Raw genomic sequence first — 19,163 nt, 5'->3', positions numbered from 1 at the left:
TCAATAAACAGTTTCTCATGTTTGTTGAATATTGTGACTTGTGGCTGAGGAGTAGGCATGAGAACACCGTTTATTCGAAAAAAAGGATTGTGATAAGAATTTTGTCACAATCCTTCTTGTCTTTTTTTTGAATAATCACTTTTTCTTCTCTTTTTCTTATATACTATAAGTAGTAAATAGTTTGAGAGAAGAAAGGTGACTGATTATGGCGCAAAATCGTATTTTTAAGACAAGTTTTGCAAGCGTTTATCCTATGTATGTAGCAAAAGCAGAGAGAAAAGATCGTACAAAAGAGGAAGTAGATGAAATCATTTGCTGGCTGACAGGTTATTCCCAAACAGAACTAGAAGAGCAACTACAAAAACAAGTGACTTTCGAACAATTTTTTGCGGAAGCCCCTGCCCCCAATCCTTCTCGTTCTTTGATTACAGGTGTTGTTTGTGGTGTGCGAGTAGAAAACATCGAGGATAACTTGATGAAAGAAATTCGTTATTTAGATAAAATGATCGATGAGCTAGCAAAAGGCAAAAAAATGGAAAAGATCCTCAGAAAATGATCTTTCTTAAGAAGCTCTTCTCCTTCACTCATTTTGTAACGTTTGATTTGGTAAAATGACTAGTTCACGTTAAAATAAGTCAAAGGAGGTTTTCTTATATGTTTGAGACGATTAAACAAAATATTCAAAAATATGCCTTATTAAGAGCTGCTGTTTATATTATTTCTGGGATTGCGATTGTGCTAAACCCTTCTGCTGTTTTTCATTTTATCGGTTATCTGATCACTGCCTATCTTGTTTTGCTTGGGGTGTTGAATCTTTTTGAGGCTTACCGTTTTAAAAGGAAAACAGGTTCTTGGAGTATCGGTCTGTTTAGTGGTCTTTTTTTCCTGATCTGTGCGCTGATCGTTTATGCTTTTGCACCTGCAATCGTTTCTATCCTGCCGATTCTTCTTGGATTAGCTGTTATCATCAACAGCTTGTTCCAGTTGTTCTTCAGCATGAATACAAAAGCTAAAAGTTGGAGTGTTTATAGTATTCTGTTGTTGATTGGCGGATTCGTCTTATTGTTTAATCCATTCAAAAGCTTGATGGTTCTATTTCAAATATTCGGTTTCATCTTGATTTTCATGGGCATCCAGGAAATCATCAATTTTATCAGAGTAAGAAAAATGACTATACGTTAATCGTTTTTAGTTATTAAAATAGACTGTTTAAAAACCAACAAACCAAAAAATACTTTTGGATTGTTGGTTTTTTTATGAGTATATTTTCCTATTTTTTCAATAATATATGTTATGCTAAGTTCGGGCTATATTTTATAAAAAGGAATGATGAGAATGGAATTTATTGGTATTTTATGCCTGATATTGATTTCAACAACGATTGGCTCACATATCTCTAGGAGATTAGGTATTCCAGCAGTAATCGGACAATTACTTGTTGGTGTTTTGCTAGGACAAGCTGGATTGAATTGGGTCAAACCGGATATTCTAGTCCATGACTTCTCGGAGATTGGTGTAATCTTATTGATGTTTTTAGCTGGTCTGGAAAGTGATTTATCTCTTTTGAAAAAATATTTCCGACCAGGCATGTTCGTTGCTTTACTCGGAATCATCTTCCCTGTTGTTTTTGGTTGGCTAACAGGCGAAGCATTCCAAGTTTCGGGAAATGAAGCGATTTTCTTTGGGATTATTCTTGCAGCAACTTCTGTCAGTATTTCAGTTGAAGTATTAAAGGAACTAAACGTGGTGAATACGAAAGAAGGCTCAACTATTTTAGGTGCTTCTGTTGTAGATGACATTTTAGTCGTTTTAGTCCTAAGTTTCAGTCTATCTTTTCTCACTGGAGAAGCTTCTAGCAATGCTTCTTTACCGCTTGTTTTGATTGAACAGCTCGTTTACTTTGTTTTTATTTTCTTATTAGTCAAATGGATTGCACCCTTCTTGCTTTCATTTGCAGAAAAAGTGTACGCAAATTCTTCTATTATCATCGTATCGCTAGTTATTTGTTTAGGTATGTCTTACGTAGCGGATCTTGTAGGTCTTAGTTCTGTCATTGGTGCCTTTTTTGCTGGGATAGCAGTCAGTCAGACAAAGGTCAAAGAAGAAGTATACCACAATGTTGAAGCTTTAGGATATGCAGTATTTATACCAGTATTTTTTGTCAGTGTAGGATTAGAAGTTGATTTTTCTGACTTTGGTGAGCAGCTTCTCTTTATTTCTATATTGACGCTTGTAGCAATTTTGACCAAATTGCTTGGAGGGTATTTTGGTGCTCAGATTGCCGGTTTTTCTCAACATAGTTCATTGATGGTCGGTGCTGGTATGATTTCGCGTGGAGAAATGGCTTTGATCATTTTGCAAATTGGACAGCAAAGTCAATTGATCGAACCACAGTACTATTCACCTTTAGTAATCGTGATTTTATTAAGTACACTTATTTCTCCACTTGTTCTGAAATATTTTACAAAAAAAGTTTATGAAGTGTGAGTGACCCAGAAAGTGGTCGTGAACCTGTCGTTTATTCGAAAAAAGGACTGTGACGATACCGTCACAGTCCTTTTACTATAGTTATGAAGTCGTTCTTTATTGATAATTTTGGTTGAGGTATTGTAATAGTTCGGGTGCTCGTTTAGTTGCTGAATCATCATCTTCTTTATTTTCCAACATGCTAACCATCATATATCCTTGGTTATCAGGGTTGAAAGCAAACAAGAAACTGTTCTCTTTCCCTTTTTCATCCTGTTTTTCTTTGATTTCCGCTGTACCAGTTTTCGCTGCCAATGGAATCCCTAAAGCAGAAAGAGAATGTGCTGTACCATTTACATCTTGCACAACTTCTCTCAGATCTGGCACGATCGTTTGTACTGCTGTTTCGCCGATGACATTCTTCTTATCTTTTGTCTCTTTATCTGCAATCAATTTAGGATAGACAAGTGTGCCATTGTTGGCAAAAACAGAATACATTGCTGCTTGCTGGATAGGATTAATTAGAAGTTCGCCTTGTCCATATCCAGTATCAGCTAGCAAGATATCTGAATTAAAGCTCTCTTCATTAGAAATTTGTGCTGGATTCATACTGATTGGCAAATCAAGGTCTTCACCAAAAATGAATTTATCCAAACCTGCACGGAAATTCTTCTCCCCCATTTTCAACGTTTCTTGTGCCATATATATATTATCGGAATAAATCAAAGCAGTTTTTAAGTCTACTTGTGACACATCACTAACACGAGTTACTTGATACGATCCCCAAGAACTATCTTTTTGCCATTTAAGCCCGTTGATCGTCAACACTTCATTTGGATCGATAGTGCCGTTGTCGAGACCGATTGCTGCTGTGATCATTTTAAACGTAGAGCCAGGAGCATAACCTGTCGCAAATCGGCTGATGAATGGTTGTTCAGGATTTTCTTCATAAGCTTTGTAGTCTTCTTGTGAGATCCCGTTTGTCATTTTGTTTGGATCATAGCTTGGAGAGCTAGCAAGCGCAAGAAGATCACCGGTTTTTGGCGTTGTCGCAACAGTCGATCCAGCTTTTCCTCCTAGACTGTCGAAAGCTGTTTTTTGTGCCTTTGCATCGATTGTCAATTTGATATCTTTTCCGTTTTGGACTTCATGCTCGATCAGAACCTTTTTCTCGACACCGTCTGTATCTGTGATGCTTAATTTTCCACCTGTAGTCCCACGAAGATCCTTATCAAAAGCCATTTCCAAACCAGATCGTCCGATTTTTCCATTACTGCTTAATTCTGGATTTTTATCAATATCTTCTGCTGTGATATCTCCCACGTAACCAATCAGTTGAGCAGCTGCTTCACCCAAAGGATAATATCTGCCGTCTACTTCTTGGATGGTAGCTCCAGCTGGAAGTTCTGGCGTTGCTCCATCAATGATTTTCAATGGGACAAAGTAATCGGGTTGTACCCAGCTTTGTGAAATAGCCTGATTGATAGCATCTTCTGTTAAGTCGAATGCAGAAGCAATGGCTTTGATATTGGCTGTTTTTTCGTCCCCATCCCCAAGTTTGCTTGGAACGACTCCTAATTGTTTTAGTTTGCCGGTTGTTGCTAATGGTTCCCCATTTCGATCTAAAATGTTCCCTCTTGTTGCTTCTTGCGTGGTCAGACTTACTTTGTCATTTCCTTCCATTTCTGGAAAAACCAAGTTAGGCTGCCAGTTGATCGTGGTTTTTCCATCATTTCTGTCTAATGTTCCTTTATAAGAAAGATCTTTCAATTCACCTAATGAGGTATTCATCTTTGCTTTATATGAAAAGCTATAAGTAGAATCATCTTTTTTATCTACTTTTAGATTTGATATCTCAAGTCCTTTGACATCGGCAGCACCGTATATATTTTGGTATTTTTCTAAGATCTCTTTTTCAGATAATGCACTTTTATTTGCTGCCTTTTTCGATGCCATTCCTGCAGCTTTGTTATAATCTCCTTTGTTTAAAGCTTGGACAAATTGCTCAACCGTCTTTTCTCCAGCTTCTACTGCTTGGGTTTCTTGGTAGTGCCGGTAGTAAAAATAACCGCCACTTGCAGCTACTATTAAAATCACTGCGCCGGCAATATAAGCGCCTGTTCGATTTTTGCCGTGCTTGTCACTTCTTTTCATTTTTTCCTCCTTCTTTTGCTTGTTATTCCTTTATTTTCACTATTTATACCTGTTTATTCTAACATAATAAAAGAAGTCAGAACATAACATAAATTGTTATTTCTAACTTCTTTTCTTTTATTTTCTTTACTTAATTATTCAGAAATTTTTTGATTGCTTCTTGGTTTTTGGTCAAATCTAATTCCAGAACACTTCCGGAAGGCGTATTGTCGTTGAAGTCCCAACTGCCGTCTACTGGTACGGATAATGTATCGATCTTTTTATTATCGTCTTTGAGGAAATCCATACCGCAATCCAGTAGCACACTCTCAGGAAGGTTCGTTTGGATACTGCCAAGTAGTTTTCCCACCGCTTTCGGTAATTTAAATATCGAAGTGACGTCTTTCAGCTGCTGAGAGATAGCTTTAATCACTTGTTGCTGTCTTCTAATCCTCCCAAAGTCCCCTTCTTCGTCTTCACGGAATCGAGCATACTGCAGTAACGTATTGCCATCCATTACTTGCTTCCCTTTTTTTATATATACGCCATCTAAATCTAAAGATTTTTCTGCATCAATCTTTACTCCATCAGGAAACAGTTCATTGACGCAATCGATAAAATCTTGAAATGTGATACTTGCATAATACGGGGCTTCAAATTTGAAATTTTCCTTTAATGTTTGGTTCAATAAATCAACTCCTCCGTAAGAGTACGCTGCATTGATTTTATCCATTCCGTAACCTGGTATATCGACATATGAGTCTCTCATGATAGAGATTAGTTTTGCTTGTTGTGTTTTCTGGTCGTATTGTGCAACCATAAGTGAATCTGAGCGACCATTTTCGTCTTTCGAACGGGCATCCGAACCAATCAAAGCCACGTTTAGTGTGGTAGGGACACTTTTCGGATCTACCTTTTTTACAGTTGAGGTCTGTTTTGCAGACGAAAATCCATGGACAAATTCAATCGAAAAAAAGCCGACTACTAGTGTAAGCAGTAACAAAACAGATAATATGATTTTTTGAAATACTTTCATTGCGAATTCCTCTTTCTAAAAAGAATCTCTCGCTTGAAAAATAAAAGATAGTCCTTTATGATAATTCAAACTGAGAGATTCTCAGTTTCTCTTTATTGTTTTTCAGGTCGATAGAGCGGCAACTCTTCGGCCTGTATATTCGAAGAAATATTCAACGTGATCCCGATCCCTAAAGAAAGGATCAGATAACTTGTTCCTCCATAACTAACAAATGGTAATGGCACGCCAGTCATTGGCATAAGCCCTGCGATACTTCCCACATTCATTATCGTCTGAACGAATAGCAAAGTTCCGAATCCTAAAAGAAACAATCCAGCTTGCTGATTTTTACAACGACTGCTTAAACAAAAGATTCTCATGCATAATGAGAATAATAAGAAAAGTACACACAATGCACCAATTAGCCCAAGCTCTTCTGTAATGATCGAAAAAATAAAATCTGTTTCTGTCTCTGGAAGATATCCCTTTTTTGTGATACTGTTTCCTAATCCTCTCCCCCATATGCCACCATTGTATAGTGCATAAAACGAATGAGTCATTTGATAGCCCGCACCATGACTATCTATGAAAGGATCTCTTAAAGTTGCAATCCTTTCATAAGCATGATTGAACATCTGGGGAAGCCAGCCTTTGTTTCCTAAATATAATACTCCGCCGGCTGCTCCAATCAATAAGGCAGAAAAAGTAACAATCAGATAGATTCCTTTTTTAAATGGAACTGCTGCTGCCCAAAAAATGACCCACGCAATCGAAAGAATCATCAATGCTCCAGCAATCTTTGGCTGGAATAAAATCAACAAAGTTATGCTTACTGTAATCAGGAAAGGTTTTTTTAGATTTTTTGGCGGATTATTTCCGTCACGAAAAAACCAGCTTAGATAAAAAATCAGAAAAAGATTTGCTAATTCTGAAGGCTGGAATTGAATGCCAAACAGAGAAATCCAACGTTGTGCGCCATTGACAGTGACACCGAATATTCCTACTCGTACTAAGATCAAAAAGAAAATCGATAAAGCTAAACCATATCCTGCTATTTTAGGGTGAAGTAAATAGTGCAGTTTGATTGAACGAGCTAAGAAGATTACGCCCCAACTCAAAAATATGAAAATCAGTTGGCGCAATAATAGACTTTTTGTATTTTCATCTGCTTGCAATAAACGATAAGAACTAGCACTGTATACTTCTAAAAGACCGATCATGGACAAAGTCAAATAAGGACCCAAAATCCACCAATCGATCTTTTTTCTTTTTTTCACCGCATCTCCTCCTCCCACAGTAATCCACTTGTCAGGTAAGGAGCGAGTTTGTCTCTTCAAATAAGTCAGTCTTGAAACTATAAAGAAAAGGCCAGAAACCTTTTCGAACAAGAATTCTGACCTAGCATCATCTCATCGTCCGAGTTTTAGCACTATACAACGTAAAGAAAACATTCTTAGCTATTGGAAAAAGCCTTAATCCGACAGTTTCTGTTTTACCCATTGGCGACTTTCGACGTTTCTGGGCAATAGCCTATGTTTGTATAGGAGCCTCACCTAACAAGGTTATTACTATATTCTATTTACGAGTCCATGATAGACTTTTCCTAATGAATAGGCAATGAAATTTGAAATGAAATAGTGAAATTTAACAATCTTTAATATTTTTTATGAAAAAATAACAAATAACGTAAAAGAATCCCAGCGCAGTTTCGTTCAATTGTGCTAGGATTCCTTGATAATCTTTTTATTTTTAGTGTTTTTTTATATGATTTTCACTTTTCGGAATAAATGTTTATTTGTTTAAGTAATTGAATAACCCGCTAATCGTGTGGTCTGTTAATCCTATTTCTTTGCCGTCTAAAGTAACTTTGGTGACGACAAAATGATCTTGTAATGGCGGAACTTCTAAATACTGCCCTTGCAGAAAATCATTCACTGTCTCGTATTCTTTTCCCATTTCTTTTGAATCTGCTGATGGTTTATAACTTATTTTTAACATAACTATTACTCCTTCTTATTGGGGACGTGCGATCGTGAAAATTTCTCCTATTGCTGCATAATCATTTCCTGCCAAACGGCTTATAGCATTCAATTCTCTTGGATCGATTCTTCCCGTCTTTTCATCATAAACTGTTTCATTCAAATGATATTTCTGTACTTCTAGCAAAAATAAATCAGCTGTTACTTTATTTTTATTCCGTATCTCGACATGTTCATATAAGGTTGTCTCAAAACGAACTTTTGCTTCTGTCAATGCTGGTACTGAAATGATTGCTGAATCCGTTAAAGTCAATTCAGTCAAGTGTAGTTCGCTTTCCTCATTAGGCAGATTAGCAGCTGTTTTATTTGCTTCTTCTACGTTGTCCTCATCAAGGATATGGATGACCGCTTCTCTTGTCTCAAGAATGTTTTTTGCTGTGTCTTTTACTGTATCTTGTTTTCTCTGGATCGCCAAGGATAAGATAGGTGGATTCGAACTGACAATATTAAAGTAACTGAAGGGTGCGATATTCACTATATCATTTACGGATTTAGTCGTTACTACTGCAACCGGCCTAGGGATAACTGAACCAATCAGCAACTTGTAATTTTCACGTTCTGTCAATTCTGAAGGACTTCGTTCAAACATGGTCTCGCCTTCTTTCTATAAAATACGCTAAAAAGCAGATCTTCGAAGACAAAAGGAAAAGCAACACTTTCCTCTTCTTCTTAGAATCTGCTTTAAACTATCTATTAATTTTTCTTTTTTGTCAAGAATCTGTGCCGTACGTGTTTTTTAGTTCTTTGCTTTATTCGCGGCTTCGACATATCTTTTAGTGATGAATTGTGGACGGGTGATGATAGATCCAATCACGACTGAAAAAGCACCTAATTCATAGGCTTTCTCTACGTGTTCTGGAGAGTCAGTATGGCCTTCCATGACTACTGGTATATTGACTTGTTCTATGATCTGATTCAACAAATCAAAATCAGGCTCCTGTGTTTTTCGAGAATATTCTGTATATCCTGCTAATGTCGTAGACAAAAGATCAAAACCATCTTCTTGCGCTTGAAGCGCTTCCTCAAAAGTCGAAATATCTGCCATGGCTAATCGACCGTGATCGTGGATCATTTGGACAAGCTCAGCTGTTGTTTTTTCTGTCGGACGTTTACGAGAAGTTGCATCCAGTGCAATGATCTCAGCTTGCGTCTCCAAAAGTTCTTTCACTTCTTTTTCTGTCGCAGTAATAAATACTTCTGACCCATCGTAATCTCTTTTGATAATCCCTATTACCGGCAAATCAACGATTCGCTTGATTTCATTGATATCTTCTGTTGTATTTGCGCGAATACCAACTGCTCCGCCTTCTTTTGCAGCCAAAGCCATTCTCCCCATGATAAAAGAACTGTGTAATGGCTCATTTTCCAAAGCTTGACAAGAAACGACAACCCCACCTTTTATTTTTTCCAGTACATCCACACTATCTCCTCCAATGACGTTCTCTAGAAATACATCTTCTTATAAAAATGTAACCCTTTTCTATCTAAGAGTCAATAAAGTAGCTATCCTTTTTCTTTTAGCAAGCTTTTCTTGCTAAAAGAAAATTACTTCAAACTCTTCATATACGATTAGCTTCTCTTCTGTAAATGCCATGTTCAGTGCTTCTTTGTAGACATGCTTGAAAAAGTCAGTATGGACTTTCCGCCAATAGGCTAACGTTCGATCTCCTTCTCCTTCTTTCCAAGCATGTTCTTCCGTGATTTCACTAAAAGGCAAGATAGTCACATTTATATTTTTGATGATACAAACTGGTTCATTTTTTCCATTCAGAACCACATCTAACTGGCCCACTTTTGGTAAAGGTTCCTTCTCTTTTTTATATAGATCATATCCACTTGATGTACCGGTTTTTATTTTTTTTACAACTAACCCACTCAATTCATCTGCCATTTCTTCTGTATTCCCAAATGAAAAAAAGCTTAGTTCTTCTGATTGATATCTAGGATATTTTTCTTGAAACTTTTTGAAATATTCTTCTACTTTTTGATACATAATAGCATCTACTCCTTTGTTTCGTATAATAAAAACCATCCAGATACTAGTATAAACGATTATCTGGATGGAAAATACGATGGATTATTGAATATTTAAGACACGTAGACTATCCTCAACGATTTGGCTTGGTGTCAAATGATAACGTTCATAAAGTTTAACTGTTGGAACACTATCTGTGAATTCTTTCTTTGCACCGAAATTCAGCACATGCATTGAAGAATCACCATAATAACGACTGATTTTTTCACCAAATCCGCCTGATAAACTACCATCTTCTAATGTGATGACTAATTCATGGGCTTCTTTTAATTTATCTAATGTTTCTACATCATTTTCTGTGATTGTTCCTGGATTGATCAATGTTGCTTCTATTCCTTTTTCTCTAAAAGCTTCCACTGTTTCTTTTCCTAGTCCAAGAAAACCACCTAAAGCTAAAATTGCCACTTTTTCGCCTTTATTCACTGTCTGATAGGCTGGAATACTGTAATCATTTGCGATAGCTTTACCATGTTCCACACCGTGAATAGGGATTCGAATAGCTACAGGCTGTGCTGTTTGCTCAAAAGCCCAATCTAGCATAGAGATCATATCTTCTTTTGTTGCTGGAGCAAGATATTTGATATTCGGGATACTTGATAAATAAGGAATGTCAAACGTTCCTTGGTGTGTTCGATCACTAGCAGAGATCGTTCCGCCACCAACTAAAATGATGACTGGATTCTCGTTGATTGCTAAATCATGTGATAATTGATCATATGCCCGTTGCAGGAAAGTACTTGATTGGAAGACGACTGGACGTACTCCCTGAGAAGCCAAAGCAGAAGCAAACGTAATGGAATGCTGCTCGGCGATCCCCACATCAAAATAATGATCTGGATGTTTTTCTTGGAATGTTTTCAGTCCAAAGGCGCCTGGTATTGCTGCATTGACAGCGGCAATAGGTGCTGTACTTGTTTGCACTTTTTTATCCAGATAATCCATGATGATCGTATTGAATGTTTCTCCAGAAGCTGCCTGTTTTGCTTCTCCTGTAGACAGATCAAATGGGACGTGCCAATGATATTTCATTTTATTATCGATCGCTGGCTGATAACCGCGGCCTTTTTCCGTATGTACGTGAAGTACGATTGGATGATCAATATCTTTTACTTCTTCAAATAAACGGATCACCGTTTCTAGGTCGTTTCCATCATCCACATAGCGATAATCAAATCCCATAGCTTTAAATAGGTTATTACTGCTTTCACCGTGAGTTTGACGAAGCTCTGCTAAGTTCTGATATAAGCTACCGTGGTTCTCATCAATAGACATCTCATTATCGTTTACTAATACGATTAAATTGGTCTGTAAAGCGCCGCCGTTGTTCAGCCCTTCAAAAGCTAAGCCGCCACTTAGTGAGCCATCTCCAATAAATGCTACCACATTTCCTGATTCTTTCTTCAAATCTCTGGATTTAGCCAACCCAGTAGCTAAGCTGATAGATGTAGATGTGTGACCCACTGTAAAATAATCATGTTCACTTTCGTGTTGATTGGAATACCCGCTTACTTCATGGTAATGTCCTTTTTCAAAGCCATTTTTCCGACCAGTTAGCAGCTTATGACCATAAGATTGATGGGAAACATCCCATACGATTTTATCCTTAGGTGAATCAAATACATAATGAAAAGCGATCGTTAATTCGACTACACCTAGATTCGGACCAACGTGCCCACCTACATCGCTGTCCTTTTGCAAGATCTTTTGGCGCATTTCTTCTGCCAGCTGTTTCATTTCCTCAACAGATAACTTTTTGACATCTGCTGGACTATTGATTGTATCCAATACATGTAATGCTGTACTCATTATACATTCTCTCCTCCGTACTATCTTCTTTTTAGTTGAAAATAGATTTGTAACACTTTATCTATTCTACTCCTTAGAGTTGACTCTAAGTCAATAGTATTTTTAAAAAAATTCAGAGAAAGTTTGTTATATAAGTAGTTCTTCGCACAAAACAGATCACAAATAAAAAAACTTCTACAGTCTTTTAAAAAGCTCTGTAGAAAGTTGATTTTTGTCTTGCTTTAAGATTTCCTCAAGAAATATGTTTTTTTAATAAATGAAGCTCTTGAGCAATACGATACAAAAGGATGTTTGCGCCTTTTAACGAGATAGGATAGACCTTTGTTTTTTCCGTTTCCAAACCAGTTTGATAGCTAGCAGCATCGCATAAAACCACTCGTTTTTTTGAACACAAACATTCATCAGGTAATTCTTCTAAAGAACGAAATAGAATGGGGTTTATTTCAGCCATATCTTCTTCAGCATACAAATGAAATTGAGTTCGATAAAAAAATTGTTTGACTGAACTTTCTGAAACAACAAATATTTCTATCTCTTGCTGTATCATCTGTTCTCTGGTAATCAAAGAAAGACTCTTAACAAATTTTCGGATGAAATTATCATTCCATCTTAGATGAATTTGGTTTTTCTTTTTCCAATCGTCTAGCACTTCTACTATTTTTCTGTATAGAAGCTGTTCTTTTTCTGACAGTAGATAGATTCGTTCCGGTAAAAATACTTGACCGTCTGCCCACAACGTACGGACAAATTGTAAAAAGGATTGCTTAAAAATAAAATTGTCTGCATCGTCGATTTCAGCAACTGGGAGAATCTGTAAAATCAATTCATTGAGTGACAGGTCATTGAGAACAAAATTTTTATACACAACTTCGAAATCTTTTCTTAACAGCTCCATGTTCTCATTGGTATAATTTCTGCTATTGAACAAAGAGAAAATATAATAGATATCTTCTTCCTGTAAGTGTAACATCCCTTTTTGCTCTTCCAATCCTTGACAGACTAATTGAAATAATGGCTTCGTCTCCGCACTTTTCTTATCTTCTTCTTTCAGTTCAAGGGGAAACGTCTTTCTTCCAATTGCAATCTCTATTCCCCGTATGATAAAGGACTTTTCATCTTCCGAATATCTCCTTTTAAAAAAATGAGTCTCTACATAATCGATCAGCTCGTTACAAGCTTCTTCTACATGTGGATTTTTACTCTCATATCCTTCCCAATTGATATAACGTACTAAAGCTAGCAGAATATTCCGCGAATCAAATTCTGGAATAATGATTTCTTTATTTTTCAAATAATCATTTTCTTTGAAAAAATCCAAGACGCTCTTTTTGATCGTATATACTTTGCTCAAAGAAATAAATTCAAGATCAGCCAGTTCTGTACTCGTGAATATGCCCTTGAAATAATAACTTAAAAACTTTAAAAAATAAGATTGACCATACAAAAATTGCGTAAGCTCAGAAAGAGCGATCCCACGTTTAAATATAAGTTTGTACTTATGCTTCTCTCTTATTTTTTCTTTTATGCAATATTCCAAACACTCGGCTAGACTTTCTAGATCATGAAGGATCGTCGGTGTGGTCACCCCTAGTGAAATAGCTGTTTGTTCGATATCTATTTCTTGGAATTCAAATAATTGTTCGCATAGATACACTTTCCTAAATATATTTCGCTCAATGTATTTTTCCAGCATTCCTGATACACGCCTCCAGTTTTTCTTATAGTTTTATTTAAACATATCCACGAATCGCTTTTTTATTTACTTTTTGTTTAGAAAACCCCTTTCAAAAACCAATAAAAAAGAAGCCGGAACAAAAGTCGATCAAGCTTACAATCCCAGCTATCGTTTAGATAACTTGGCATCGCTTGGACTTTTACCCCAGCCACTTTCAAGAAAGGTTATTCGAAGATATCAGCATCTAGTTCTTTGACTACGTCCTTCAGTAATTGGATGCCAGCTGCACTGTTACCGAATGGATCTAATGCTGGACTGAAGACGCCTATACCGTAACGATTTGGCACAGCTGCCATCAAGCCGCCACCTACCCCGCTTTTGGCAGGTACACCAACATGGACGGAAAACTCGCCTGATTCATCATACAAACCGGCAGTTGTCATAATCGATTTGACGATCGTTGCACTTTCTTCAGTAATGAGCCGGTTGCCATTCCAAGGAGCGATCCCTTTATTTGCCAATACAGCAGCTAATTTTGCTATACCTGTAGCGGTGACATTGACGGAACATTGTCTGAAATAGGCATCGAGTATCTCTGGAACGTCTCCTTCGATCATTTGATTGCCTTTCATGTAATAAGCAAGAGAGCGATTGATATCACCTGTTCTTGATTCAGAATGATAGATTTCTTCATTCAATGTGATATCAGGATCATCACAGATTTCTTTCATAAATGATATGATCCGTTCAAATTTTTCATCTGCATCTTTTCCCGCAATCAAAGAGGTTGTTGCAATCGCTCCTGCATTAACAAAAGGGTTCATCGGATGTTTGCGATGATTGATCTCCATATTCATGATAGAATTGAAAGCAAATCCGGTGGGTTCTGTGTTGATTGTTTGAAAGACTTTTTCAATTCCGTTATCTTTGATTGCTAATAACAATACGGGAACTTTTGACATGCTTTCGATGGCAAAACGTACATCGGCATCTCCTCCCTCGATCAGTTGTTTTGTATCAAGATCATAAATCGCCATACCTAATTGTTTTGGATCCACTTCAGCTAATGCTGGAATGTAGTCTGCCACTTGTCCCGTTTGATAGTAGTGGAAATTTTTTCCAATCAATTGTTCTAATTCTTTTCCTTCCATTTGAATAACCAGCTTTCATTTTTTATTTTTCTGCATGCTGGAATTTATGACGGCATGCATAGATCGTAAATGGAATAACTAAGACGATAAGATAAGAAACGATCAGAATCGTTTCATAAATCCCATGCTGTCCAGCTGCGATACTTGCAGGTGGAACAAATGAGATACAAAAAGCAAAAAGTGAAGTCAAAAGACCTAAACAAGCAACGATTACTTTTACAACTTTTCCGCCTGGAACCTGATAGGCTCTTTCAAGACTTTCATCTTTAAATACTAACTTCAAATAGCCCGCGAAAAACATAAAGTACAACATTAGGTAAATCACAACAGTCAATGACATTGCTGCAAGAAACGAAAGATTATTCCCCCCGCCACTTAATGTAAAGACGGCTGCCCAGATTGTCGCAACAATCCCATTTGCAATCATCAAATGCGCAGGAACACCATGTGCATTTTCTTTCGCAAAATATTCAGGAAGTAATCCTTCTTCTGCCGCTACGTGAAGTGCTTTTGAAGGAGAAGTTACCCAAGAAGCTATTTCTCCGATGACACCTAAACAAACAAGGATCGCAAGGATTTTCGCAACCCATGCAAGACTTGGATCAATGTGTCTTAATAAAAATTCTAACGATTGGATCACTCCTGTATTAAGAGACAAACCCTGTTGAGGGACTGTAGTAGCCACAGTCAATCCGCCAAAAGTGTCTAAAATGATGGCCAGAATGACCAATACAAACATTGCTAATGGATAATCCTTTTTAGGGTTTTCCATTTCATTTGCATGACTAGCAGATGTTTCTACTCCCATATACGCTAAAATAAAGGAAACAAAAACAACCAGCGTAGGTAATTTTGAAAAATCAGGAATCAATGTTTTCATAGAAAGTGTCGTTTGTAGTGGAGCACCTGAAGAGACATAGTGGATCCCTAAGCCAAATAAGACTAATGCAGGCAATAAGATCCCAGCTACAAAACCGATTCGAGCAATTAAAGAAGTGTATTTGGTTCCTTTTAGCTGAGAGAGCAAAATAGCCCAGAAAATAATCAATAAGATGGCCAATTTCAGAAATTTATTGTTTTGTATAGCGTCGATTCCCGTTGCATAGGATAATGCACCAGTTAAGAAATACAGCATAGTCAAGTAACCAACAGTTATCTCAAACCATTGGAAAAAGATAGCGGCAAATCCAAATCGTTTTCCCAATGTCCGACTGACCCAAGTATAGACACCGCCTTTTTCCCAGCCTTTCACCGTTGCCATCTCTGCTGCACACAATGCCACAGGGATAAACCATAGCAAACCGCCTAATAACAAGAAAAATACTAAACTGAAGCCAGAGGTCGCAAATGTGGGATATTCATATAGTGAAACGACCATTGAGATCGTCATGGCTAAAAAGCCGAAGAACGTTAATTTTTTTGCAGGAATTTTCGTTTTGCTTTGTTGCATGAATCTTCCTCTTTTCTATTTGATTTTGTTTCAATTGCGTTTGTTACCAAAGAAGAAAAAGTCTAATCCTTCTTCCTGCTCTTCTTTTGTAGTAGTGATCGTTGTGAAATGCATGGCTGATTTTAGAATCGCTGTTGTTAGCACATAGGCATACACGGCAGTAATGATGACACCAATCACTTGGATTCCTAAGAAGTACCAGCTGCTTGGATTTGTTAATAAATGGCTGTTAGATGCAAAAATTCCGATCAGAATCGTCCCTGTGAATCCGCCCATTCCATGGACGCCCCACACATCAAGTGCATCGTCCCATTGTTTCTTTTTACGAAAATCAACAGCAGCATGACAGACGATTCCAGCAATGATTCCGATCAACATAGCACTTTTTGCTTCTACATAACCAGCACAAGGCGTAATGGCTGCCAATCCAGCAACGGATCCTGTTAGTACATCGACAAAATCAAAGCCATTTCCTTTTACTTTTGCAATAATCAACCAAGTAACCATCGCAAATGCAAGAGCGATGAATGTTGAACCAAATGCATTGACTGCTTGATTATCTGCTCGAAGTGCACCACCAGAGTTGAAACCGAACCAGCCAAACCAAAGTAGACCTGTACCGATAGCAGCTGCCATAAGACTGCTATGCTGATTTCTTTCGCCCATAGGAATCTTCCTCTGTCCAAGTGTGAGGATGCATGCCAATGAACCGAATCCAGCTGTCGTGTGGATGACTGCTCCGCCAGCGAAATCTCTAAATCCCATCTGATCCAAAAATCCGCCGCCCCATATCCAATGGCAAACAGGGAAGTAAATCAGCAGGTTCCAACAAACAACAAGGATAATATAGCCTTTTAAATTCAGTCTCCCTGCAAAAGCTCCTGTCATCAAAGGAACAGTAATCACGATAAACATCAGTTGATAAAGAAAGAACATCAAAAATGGGATCGTCGCTCCATGGAACATGTTGGGGAAGCTTGTAACATGTCTCATCAAAAAGAAATCTGCCGGATTTCCAATCATACCGCCAATATCTCGTCCAAATGCCAATCCGAATCCACCGAATATCCACATGATCGTTGTTATCCCAACTGAGAGAAAAGATTGAGTCATGATCGTCAGTATATTATTCTTTCGTGCCAGTCCGCCGTAAAAAAATGCTAAACCAGGAGTCATCAAGCAAACCATTGCTGTACATAAAATCATGAATGCTGTATCTCCTGTATTGATAGGTAATGTATTCATTTTTTCGCCTCCTTTCTACGTTTACGAGTATAAAAAAAATCTACTTGTATTTTTCTTCTGTTTTTATAAATACATTCTTGTATTTATAAAAGACAGACAATCAATAAAAGCTTGGTGTGCTGTGCTTTTTTATCGTTTTGACCAAATAAAGACAAAAAAATAAACGATTTTCTTTTATAGAAAACCGTTTATTTTCGTCTTTTTTTATTTTTCAAGCTATTTTTTCATAAGGAATAAAGAATACTTCATATAAAAAAGAACCGCAGCAAGTTTCGCTGCGGTTCTCAAATGTGTTCTTCATTTCAACATAAGTTTTTCTTCAATTTGCTTATAATTTACGTGCAAAGAATGAAACGACTAATACTAAAATGATTGCACCAATCAATGATGGAATGATAGCCATTCCTGCAATTGTTGGTCCCCAAGTTCCTAATAAAGCTTGTCCAATGGCTGAACCTACTAAACCAGCAATGATGTTTGCGATGATTCCCATTGATGATCCTTTATTCGTGATTGCTCCTGCAATTGCTCCGATGATACCTCCGACGATTAATGCCCAAATAAATCCCATTTTAAATTCCTCCTAACTGACTTTTTACTTCTTATTGTACACGTGGTTCGTTATTTTCTTTGACTTTTTGTGCACCTTTGCCTACAGCAGCTTTTGCTTTATCTGTTTGGCGTGAAGCAAATTGTCCTGTTGATTTTGCTGCTTCTGTTACTTTGTCTTGTACTGTTTCTTGATCTTTTTGGTATTCTTCTTGTGTTTTGATGTCTGCAACATTCACATTTACTTCGATAACATCTAAATGTGTCATATTGTTTACTTCAGTACTGATCAATTCTTTAATTTGGTTGTAGATGTCTTCGATGTCTTTACCGTATTCTACAATCACATCTAAATCCACAGCTACTTGTTTCTTTCCTACTTCTGTATTGATACCTGCTGTTACATTATCTGTGTTGACTAATTTTTCAGCCATATTTGAGAAGAATCCGCCATCTAATGTCAATAGACCGTCTACATCTTTCAATGCATAGCCGATGATTTTTTGGATAACTTTGTCTTCATAAGTCAATTCACCATTCATCATGCGGTTTTCCCCTTTTTCATTTGCCAAAACTGATCCATTTGTTGTGTTCATGTTTTTGTTTTCCATCTTTGTTTCCTCCTATGATTTAAAAAATTGATCCACTATTCCTGTCTGTTTCAAATAAAATCCGATTCCTGCGCCAATTGCTGTCATAATGATGATCAACAATGTTTTGAAAAATCCAATTGTTAACCATAAAACAGCTAGCAGTAGTCCAAGACCCCCAAAGATAATAGGGAGCTTGTATGCTGAAAATAGTTCTTTCATTATTTGGCCCTCCTATTCCACTCGAGAGTGCTTGTAGTCTCTTGTATCTTCTTGTTCTTCATAACCGCTGTATGTGACTGCCACTTTGACTGTTTCTTTTGTTCCAAGTACTCTAGTCACTTCTTCTTCGATGTCTTGCATCAGTACACCTGTTTTCCCTACTAATGAAGAAGTTCGCTTCAAGTCTCCGTTGACATGGATATGGATTCGATTTTTCGTTGAACGTATCCGTACTTTAGGTGAATGAATGAACTCTTCTTCGTGTAAATGGGAACGTACCAGCCCTTCGATCGCTTTTTTGTCGATCGTCAATTTGCCATCTTCCCGTTTCATAACGAAAGTTCCTCTTGATTTTGGATAGAAAAGAACGACTAGCAAGATGATAATAGCAAGAACGGCAAATACTACAGCTGCCCAGAAAATATATTGTTGCATGTAGTAATTCGTTAAGGTAAAGAAGCGAAATCGTTCCAATTGTTCAGGCATAATATACGGCGCATTAATTAACGCAATTGCTAGAAACACTGAAAGTAGTAGCAAACTCATGATAACACCGGTTATTTTTAACCCCTTATTCATTTTCCACCTCCTATAAACTTATTTTTACCCTGTAAATAACTCTACCGACAATCACAGTATAGAGAGCGAACAGTTAGTTTAGCACCAATAAATAAAGCGCTACCAAACGATATTGGATTATAACGGCTTTTTATTGTCATTCTGATACTGAAATAACAACTACTCACTTATTCTCTATTTCTTTTTGATTGCTGGCTATACTTAAAGG

The 19,163-nt window shown here is 37.2% G+C and carries 19 protein-coding genes and 1 riboswitch; of the genes, 3 read left to right on the top strand and 16 right to left on the bottom strand.

Annotated elements, in window-relative coordinates:
• Window positions 1–205 precede the first annotated feature (205 nt).
• The 3 genes from A5849_RS08120 (at window position 206) to A5849_RS08110 (ending at window position 2,487) form a co-directional block, all read left to right on the top strand.
• On the top strand, window positions 206–556 hold the full coding sequence (locus A5849_RS08120) for a DUF2200 domain-containing protein (RefSeq protein ID WP_002309193.1): 351 nt from the start codon (window positions 206–208) through the stop codon (window positions 554–556).
• A 98-nt stretch (window positions 557–654) separates the two neighbouring features.
• Window positions 655–1,182 (top strand): HdeD family acid-resistance protein, encoded by a 528-nt coding sequence (locus A5849_RS08115; RefSeq protein ID WP_002306663.1) that lies wholly within the window; start codon window positions 655–657, stop codon window positions 1,180–1,182.
• Between the two features lie 153 nt (window positions 1,183–1,335).
• A complete protein-coding gene (locus A5849_RS08110) occupies window positions 1,336–2,487 on the top strand; it encodes a cation:proton antiporter (protein ID WP_002319954.1) in 1,152 nt (383 codons plus the stop codon).
• Between the two features lie 96 nt (window positions 2,488–2,583).
• On the opposite strand, the gene A5849_RS08105 is transcribed toward A5849_RS08110, so the two are convergent.
• The 16 genes from A5849_RS08105 to amaP form a co-directional block, all read right to left on the bottom strand.
• On the bottom strand, window positions 2,584–4,620 hold the full coding sequence (locus tag A5849_RS08105) for a penicillin-binding transpeptidase domain-containing protein (RefSeq protein ID WP_002306661.1): 2,037 nt from the start codon (window positions 4,618–4,620) through the stop codon (window positions 2,584–2,586).
• A 130-nt stretch (window positions 4,621–4,750) separates the two neighbouring features.
• Window positions 4,751–5,635: an LCP family protein gene (locus A5849_RS08100; RefSeq protein WP_002309184.1), complete on the bottom strand. Its 885-nt coding sequence runs from the start codon at window positions 5,633–5,635 to the stop codon at window positions 4,751–4,753.
• A 92-nt stretch (window positions 5,636–5,727) separates the two neighbouring features.
• Window positions 5,728–6,891, bottom strand: coding sequence for an FtsW/RodA/SpoVE family cell cycle protein (locus A5849_RS08095; RefSeq protein ID WP_002345119.1), 1,164 nt, complete (start codon window positions 6,889–6,891; stop codon window positions 5,728–5,730).
• Window positions 6,892–7,015: 124 nt separating this feature from the next.
• Window positions 7,016–7,182: riboswitch (M-box (ykoK) riboswitch) on the bottom strand.
• Window positions 7,183–7,405: 223 nt separating this feature from the next.
• The gene (locus A5849_RS08090) at window positions 7,406–7,612 is read right to left on the bottom strand and encodes a hypothetical protein (protein WP_002309183.1); all 207 of its coding nucleotides are present in this window, start codon (window positions 7,610–7,612) and stop codon (window positions 7,406–7,408) included.
• Window positions 7,613–7,627: 15 nt separating this feature from the next.
• Entirely contained in the window at window positions 7,628–8,242 is a 615-nt protein-coding gene (locus A5849_RS08085) for a flavin reductase family protein (protein WP_002306657.1), read from the bottom strand.
• 147 nt (window positions 8,243–8,389) lie between these two features.
• Entirely contained in the window at window positions 8,390–9,073 is a 684-nt protein-coding gene (locus tag A5849_RS08080) for an N-acetylmannosamine-6-phosphate 2-epimerase (RefSeq protein WP_002316285.1), read from the bottom strand.
• A 114-nt stretch (window positions 9,074–9,187) separates the two neighbouring features.
• A complete protein-coding gene (locus A5849_RS08075) occupies window positions 9,188–9,646 on the bottom strand; it encodes an ASCH domain-containing protein (protein WP_002309182.1) in 459 nt (152 codons plus the stop codon).
• Between the two features lie 84 nt (window positions 9,647–9,730).
• Complete coding sequence (locus tag A5849_RS08070; RefSeq protein WP_002309181.1) at window positions 9,731–11,494, bottom strand: 1-deoxy-D-xylulose-5-phosphate synthase; 1,764 nt, start codon at window positions 11,492–11,494, stop codon at window positions 9,731–9,733.
• 232 nt (window positions 11,495–11,726) lie between these two features.
• Complete coding sequence (locus tag A5849_RS08065; RefSeq protein ID WP_002316287.1) at window positions 11,727–13,187, bottom strand: hypothetical protein; 1,461 nt, start codon at window positions 13,185–13,187, stop codon at window positions 11,727–11,729.
• Between the two features lie 206 nt (window positions 13,188–13,393).
• On the bottom strand, window positions 13,394–14,320 hold the full coding sequence (glsA, locus tag A5849_RS08060; protein ID WP_002309179.1) for a glutaminase A: 927 nt from the start codon (window positions 14,318–14,320) through the stop codon (window positions 13,394–13,396).
• Window positions 14,321–14,342: 22 nt separating this feature from the next.
• Window positions 14,343–15,770 carry an amino acid permease gene (locus tag A5849_RS08055; RefSeq protein WP_002306647.1) on the bottom strand — a complete coding sequence of 476 codons (1,428 nt, stop codon included), beginning with the start codon at window positions 15,768–15,770 and terminating at the stop codon, window positions 14,343–14,345.
• 30 nt (window positions 15,771–15,800) lie between these two features.
• The gene (locus A5849_RS08050) at window positions 15,801–17,015 is read right to left on the bottom strand and encodes an ammonium transporter (protein WP_002313728.1); all 1,215 of its coding nucleotides are present in this window, start codon (window positions 17,013–17,015) and stop codon (window positions 15,801–15,803) included.
• Window positions 17,016–17,343: 328 nt separating this feature from the next.
• A complete protein-coding gene (locus A5849_RS08040; RefSeq protein ID WP_002290686.1) occupies window positions 17,344–17,586 on the bottom strand; it encodes a GlsB/YeaQ/YmgE family stress response membrane protein in 243 nt (80 codons plus the stop codon).
• A gap of 31 nt (window positions 17,587–17,617) precedes the next feature.
• Window positions 17,618–18,175, bottom strand: coding sequence for an Asp23/Gls24 family envelope stress response protein (locus A5849_RS08035; RefSeq protein ID WP_002290684.1), 558 nt, complete (start codon window positions 18,173–18,175; stop codon window positions 17,618–17,620).
• Between the two features lie 12 nt (window positions 18,176–18,187).
• Window positions 18,188–18,376: a DUF2273 domain-containing protein gene (locus A5849_RS08030; RefSeq protein WP_002290682.1), complete on the bottom strand. Its 189-nt coding sequence runs from the start codon at window positions 18,374–18,376 to the stop codon at window positions 18,188–18,190.
• Between the two features lie 12 nt (window positions 18,377–18,388).
• A complete protein-coding gene (amaP, locus tag A5849_RS08025; protein ID WP_002309174.1) occupies window positions 18,389–18,955 on the bottom strand; it encodes an alkaline shock response membrane anchor protein AmaP in 567 nt (188 codons plus the stop codon).
• Window positions 18,956–19,163: the final 208 nt, after the last annotated feature.

Origin of the sequence: Enterococcus sp. 10F3_DIV0382, assembly GCF_002140245.1 — a bacterium.
Taxonomy (GTDB): Bacteria; Bacillota; Bacilli; order Lactobacillales; family Enterococcaceae; genus Enterococcus_B; species Enterococcus_B lactis.
Note: the sequence above shows the minus strand (reverse complement) of the source record. Positions and strands in the feature narration are given on the sequence as shown.

Coding starts and splice junctions, on each gene's coding strand:
- A5849_RS08120 (WP_002309193.1), top strand. CDS start 206: ATGGCGCAAAATCGTATTTTTAAGACAAGTTTTGCAAGCGTTTATCCT.
- A5849_RS08115 (WP_002306663.1), top strand. CDS start 655: ATGTTTGAGACGATTAAACAAAATATTCAAAAATATGCCTTATTAAGA.
- A5849_RS08110 (WP_002319954.1), top strand. CDS start 1,336: ATGGAATTTATTGGTATTTTATGCCTGATATTGATTTCAACAACGATT.
- A5849_RS08105 (WP_002306661.1), bottom strand. CDS start 4,620: ATGAAAAGAAGTGACAAGCACGGCAAAAATCGAACAGGCGCTTATATT.
- A5849_RS08100 (WP_002309184.1), bottom strand. CDS start 5,635: ATGAAAGTATTTCAAAAAATCATATTATCTGTTTTGTTACTGCTTACA.
- A5849_RS08090 (WP_002309183.1), bottom strand. CDS start 7,612: ATGTTAAAAATAAGTTATAAACCATCAGCAGATTCAAAAGAAATGGGA.
- A5849_RS08085 (WP_002306657.1), bottom strand. CDS start 8,242: ATGTTTGAACGAAGTCCTTCAGAATTGACAGAACGTGAAAATTACAAG.
- A5849_RS08075 (WP_002309182.1), bottom strand. CDS start 9,646: ATGTATCAAAAAGTAGAAGAATATTTCAAAAAGTTTCAAGAAAAATAT.
- A5849_RS08070 (WP_002309181.1), bottom strand. CDS start 11,494: ATGAGTACAGCATTACATGTATTGGATACAATCAATAGTCCAGCAGAT.
- A5849_RS08065 (WP_002316287.1), bottom strand. CDS start 13,187: ATGCTGGAAAAATACATTGAGCGAAATATATTTAGGAAAGTGTATCTA.
- glsA (WP_002309179.1), bottom strand. CDS start 14,320: ATGGAAGGAAAAGAATTAGAACAATTGATTGGAAAAAATTTCCACTAC.
- A5849_RS08055 (WP_002306647.1), bottom strand. CDS start 15,770: ATGCAACAAAGCAAAACGAAAATTCCTGCAAAAAAATTAACGTTCTTC.
- A5849_RS08050 (WP_002313728.1), bottom strand. CDS start 17,015: ATGAATACATTACCTATCAATACAGGAGATACAGCATTCATGATTTTA.
- A5849_RS08040 (WP_002290686.1), bottom strand. CDS start 17,586: ATGGGATTTATTTGGGCATTAATCGTCGGAGGTATCATCGGAGCAATT.
- A5849_RS08035 (WP_002290684.1), bottom strand. CDS start 18,175: ATGGAAAACAAAAACATGAACACAACAAATGGATCAGTTTTGGCAAAT.
- A5849_RS08030 (WP_002290682.1), bottom strand. CDS start 18,376: ATGAAAGAACTATTTTCAGCATACAAGCTCCCTATTATCTTTGGGGGT.
- amaP (WP_002309174.1), bottom strand. CDS start 18,955: ATGAATAAGGGGTTAAAAATAACCGGTGTTATCATGAGTTTGCTACTA.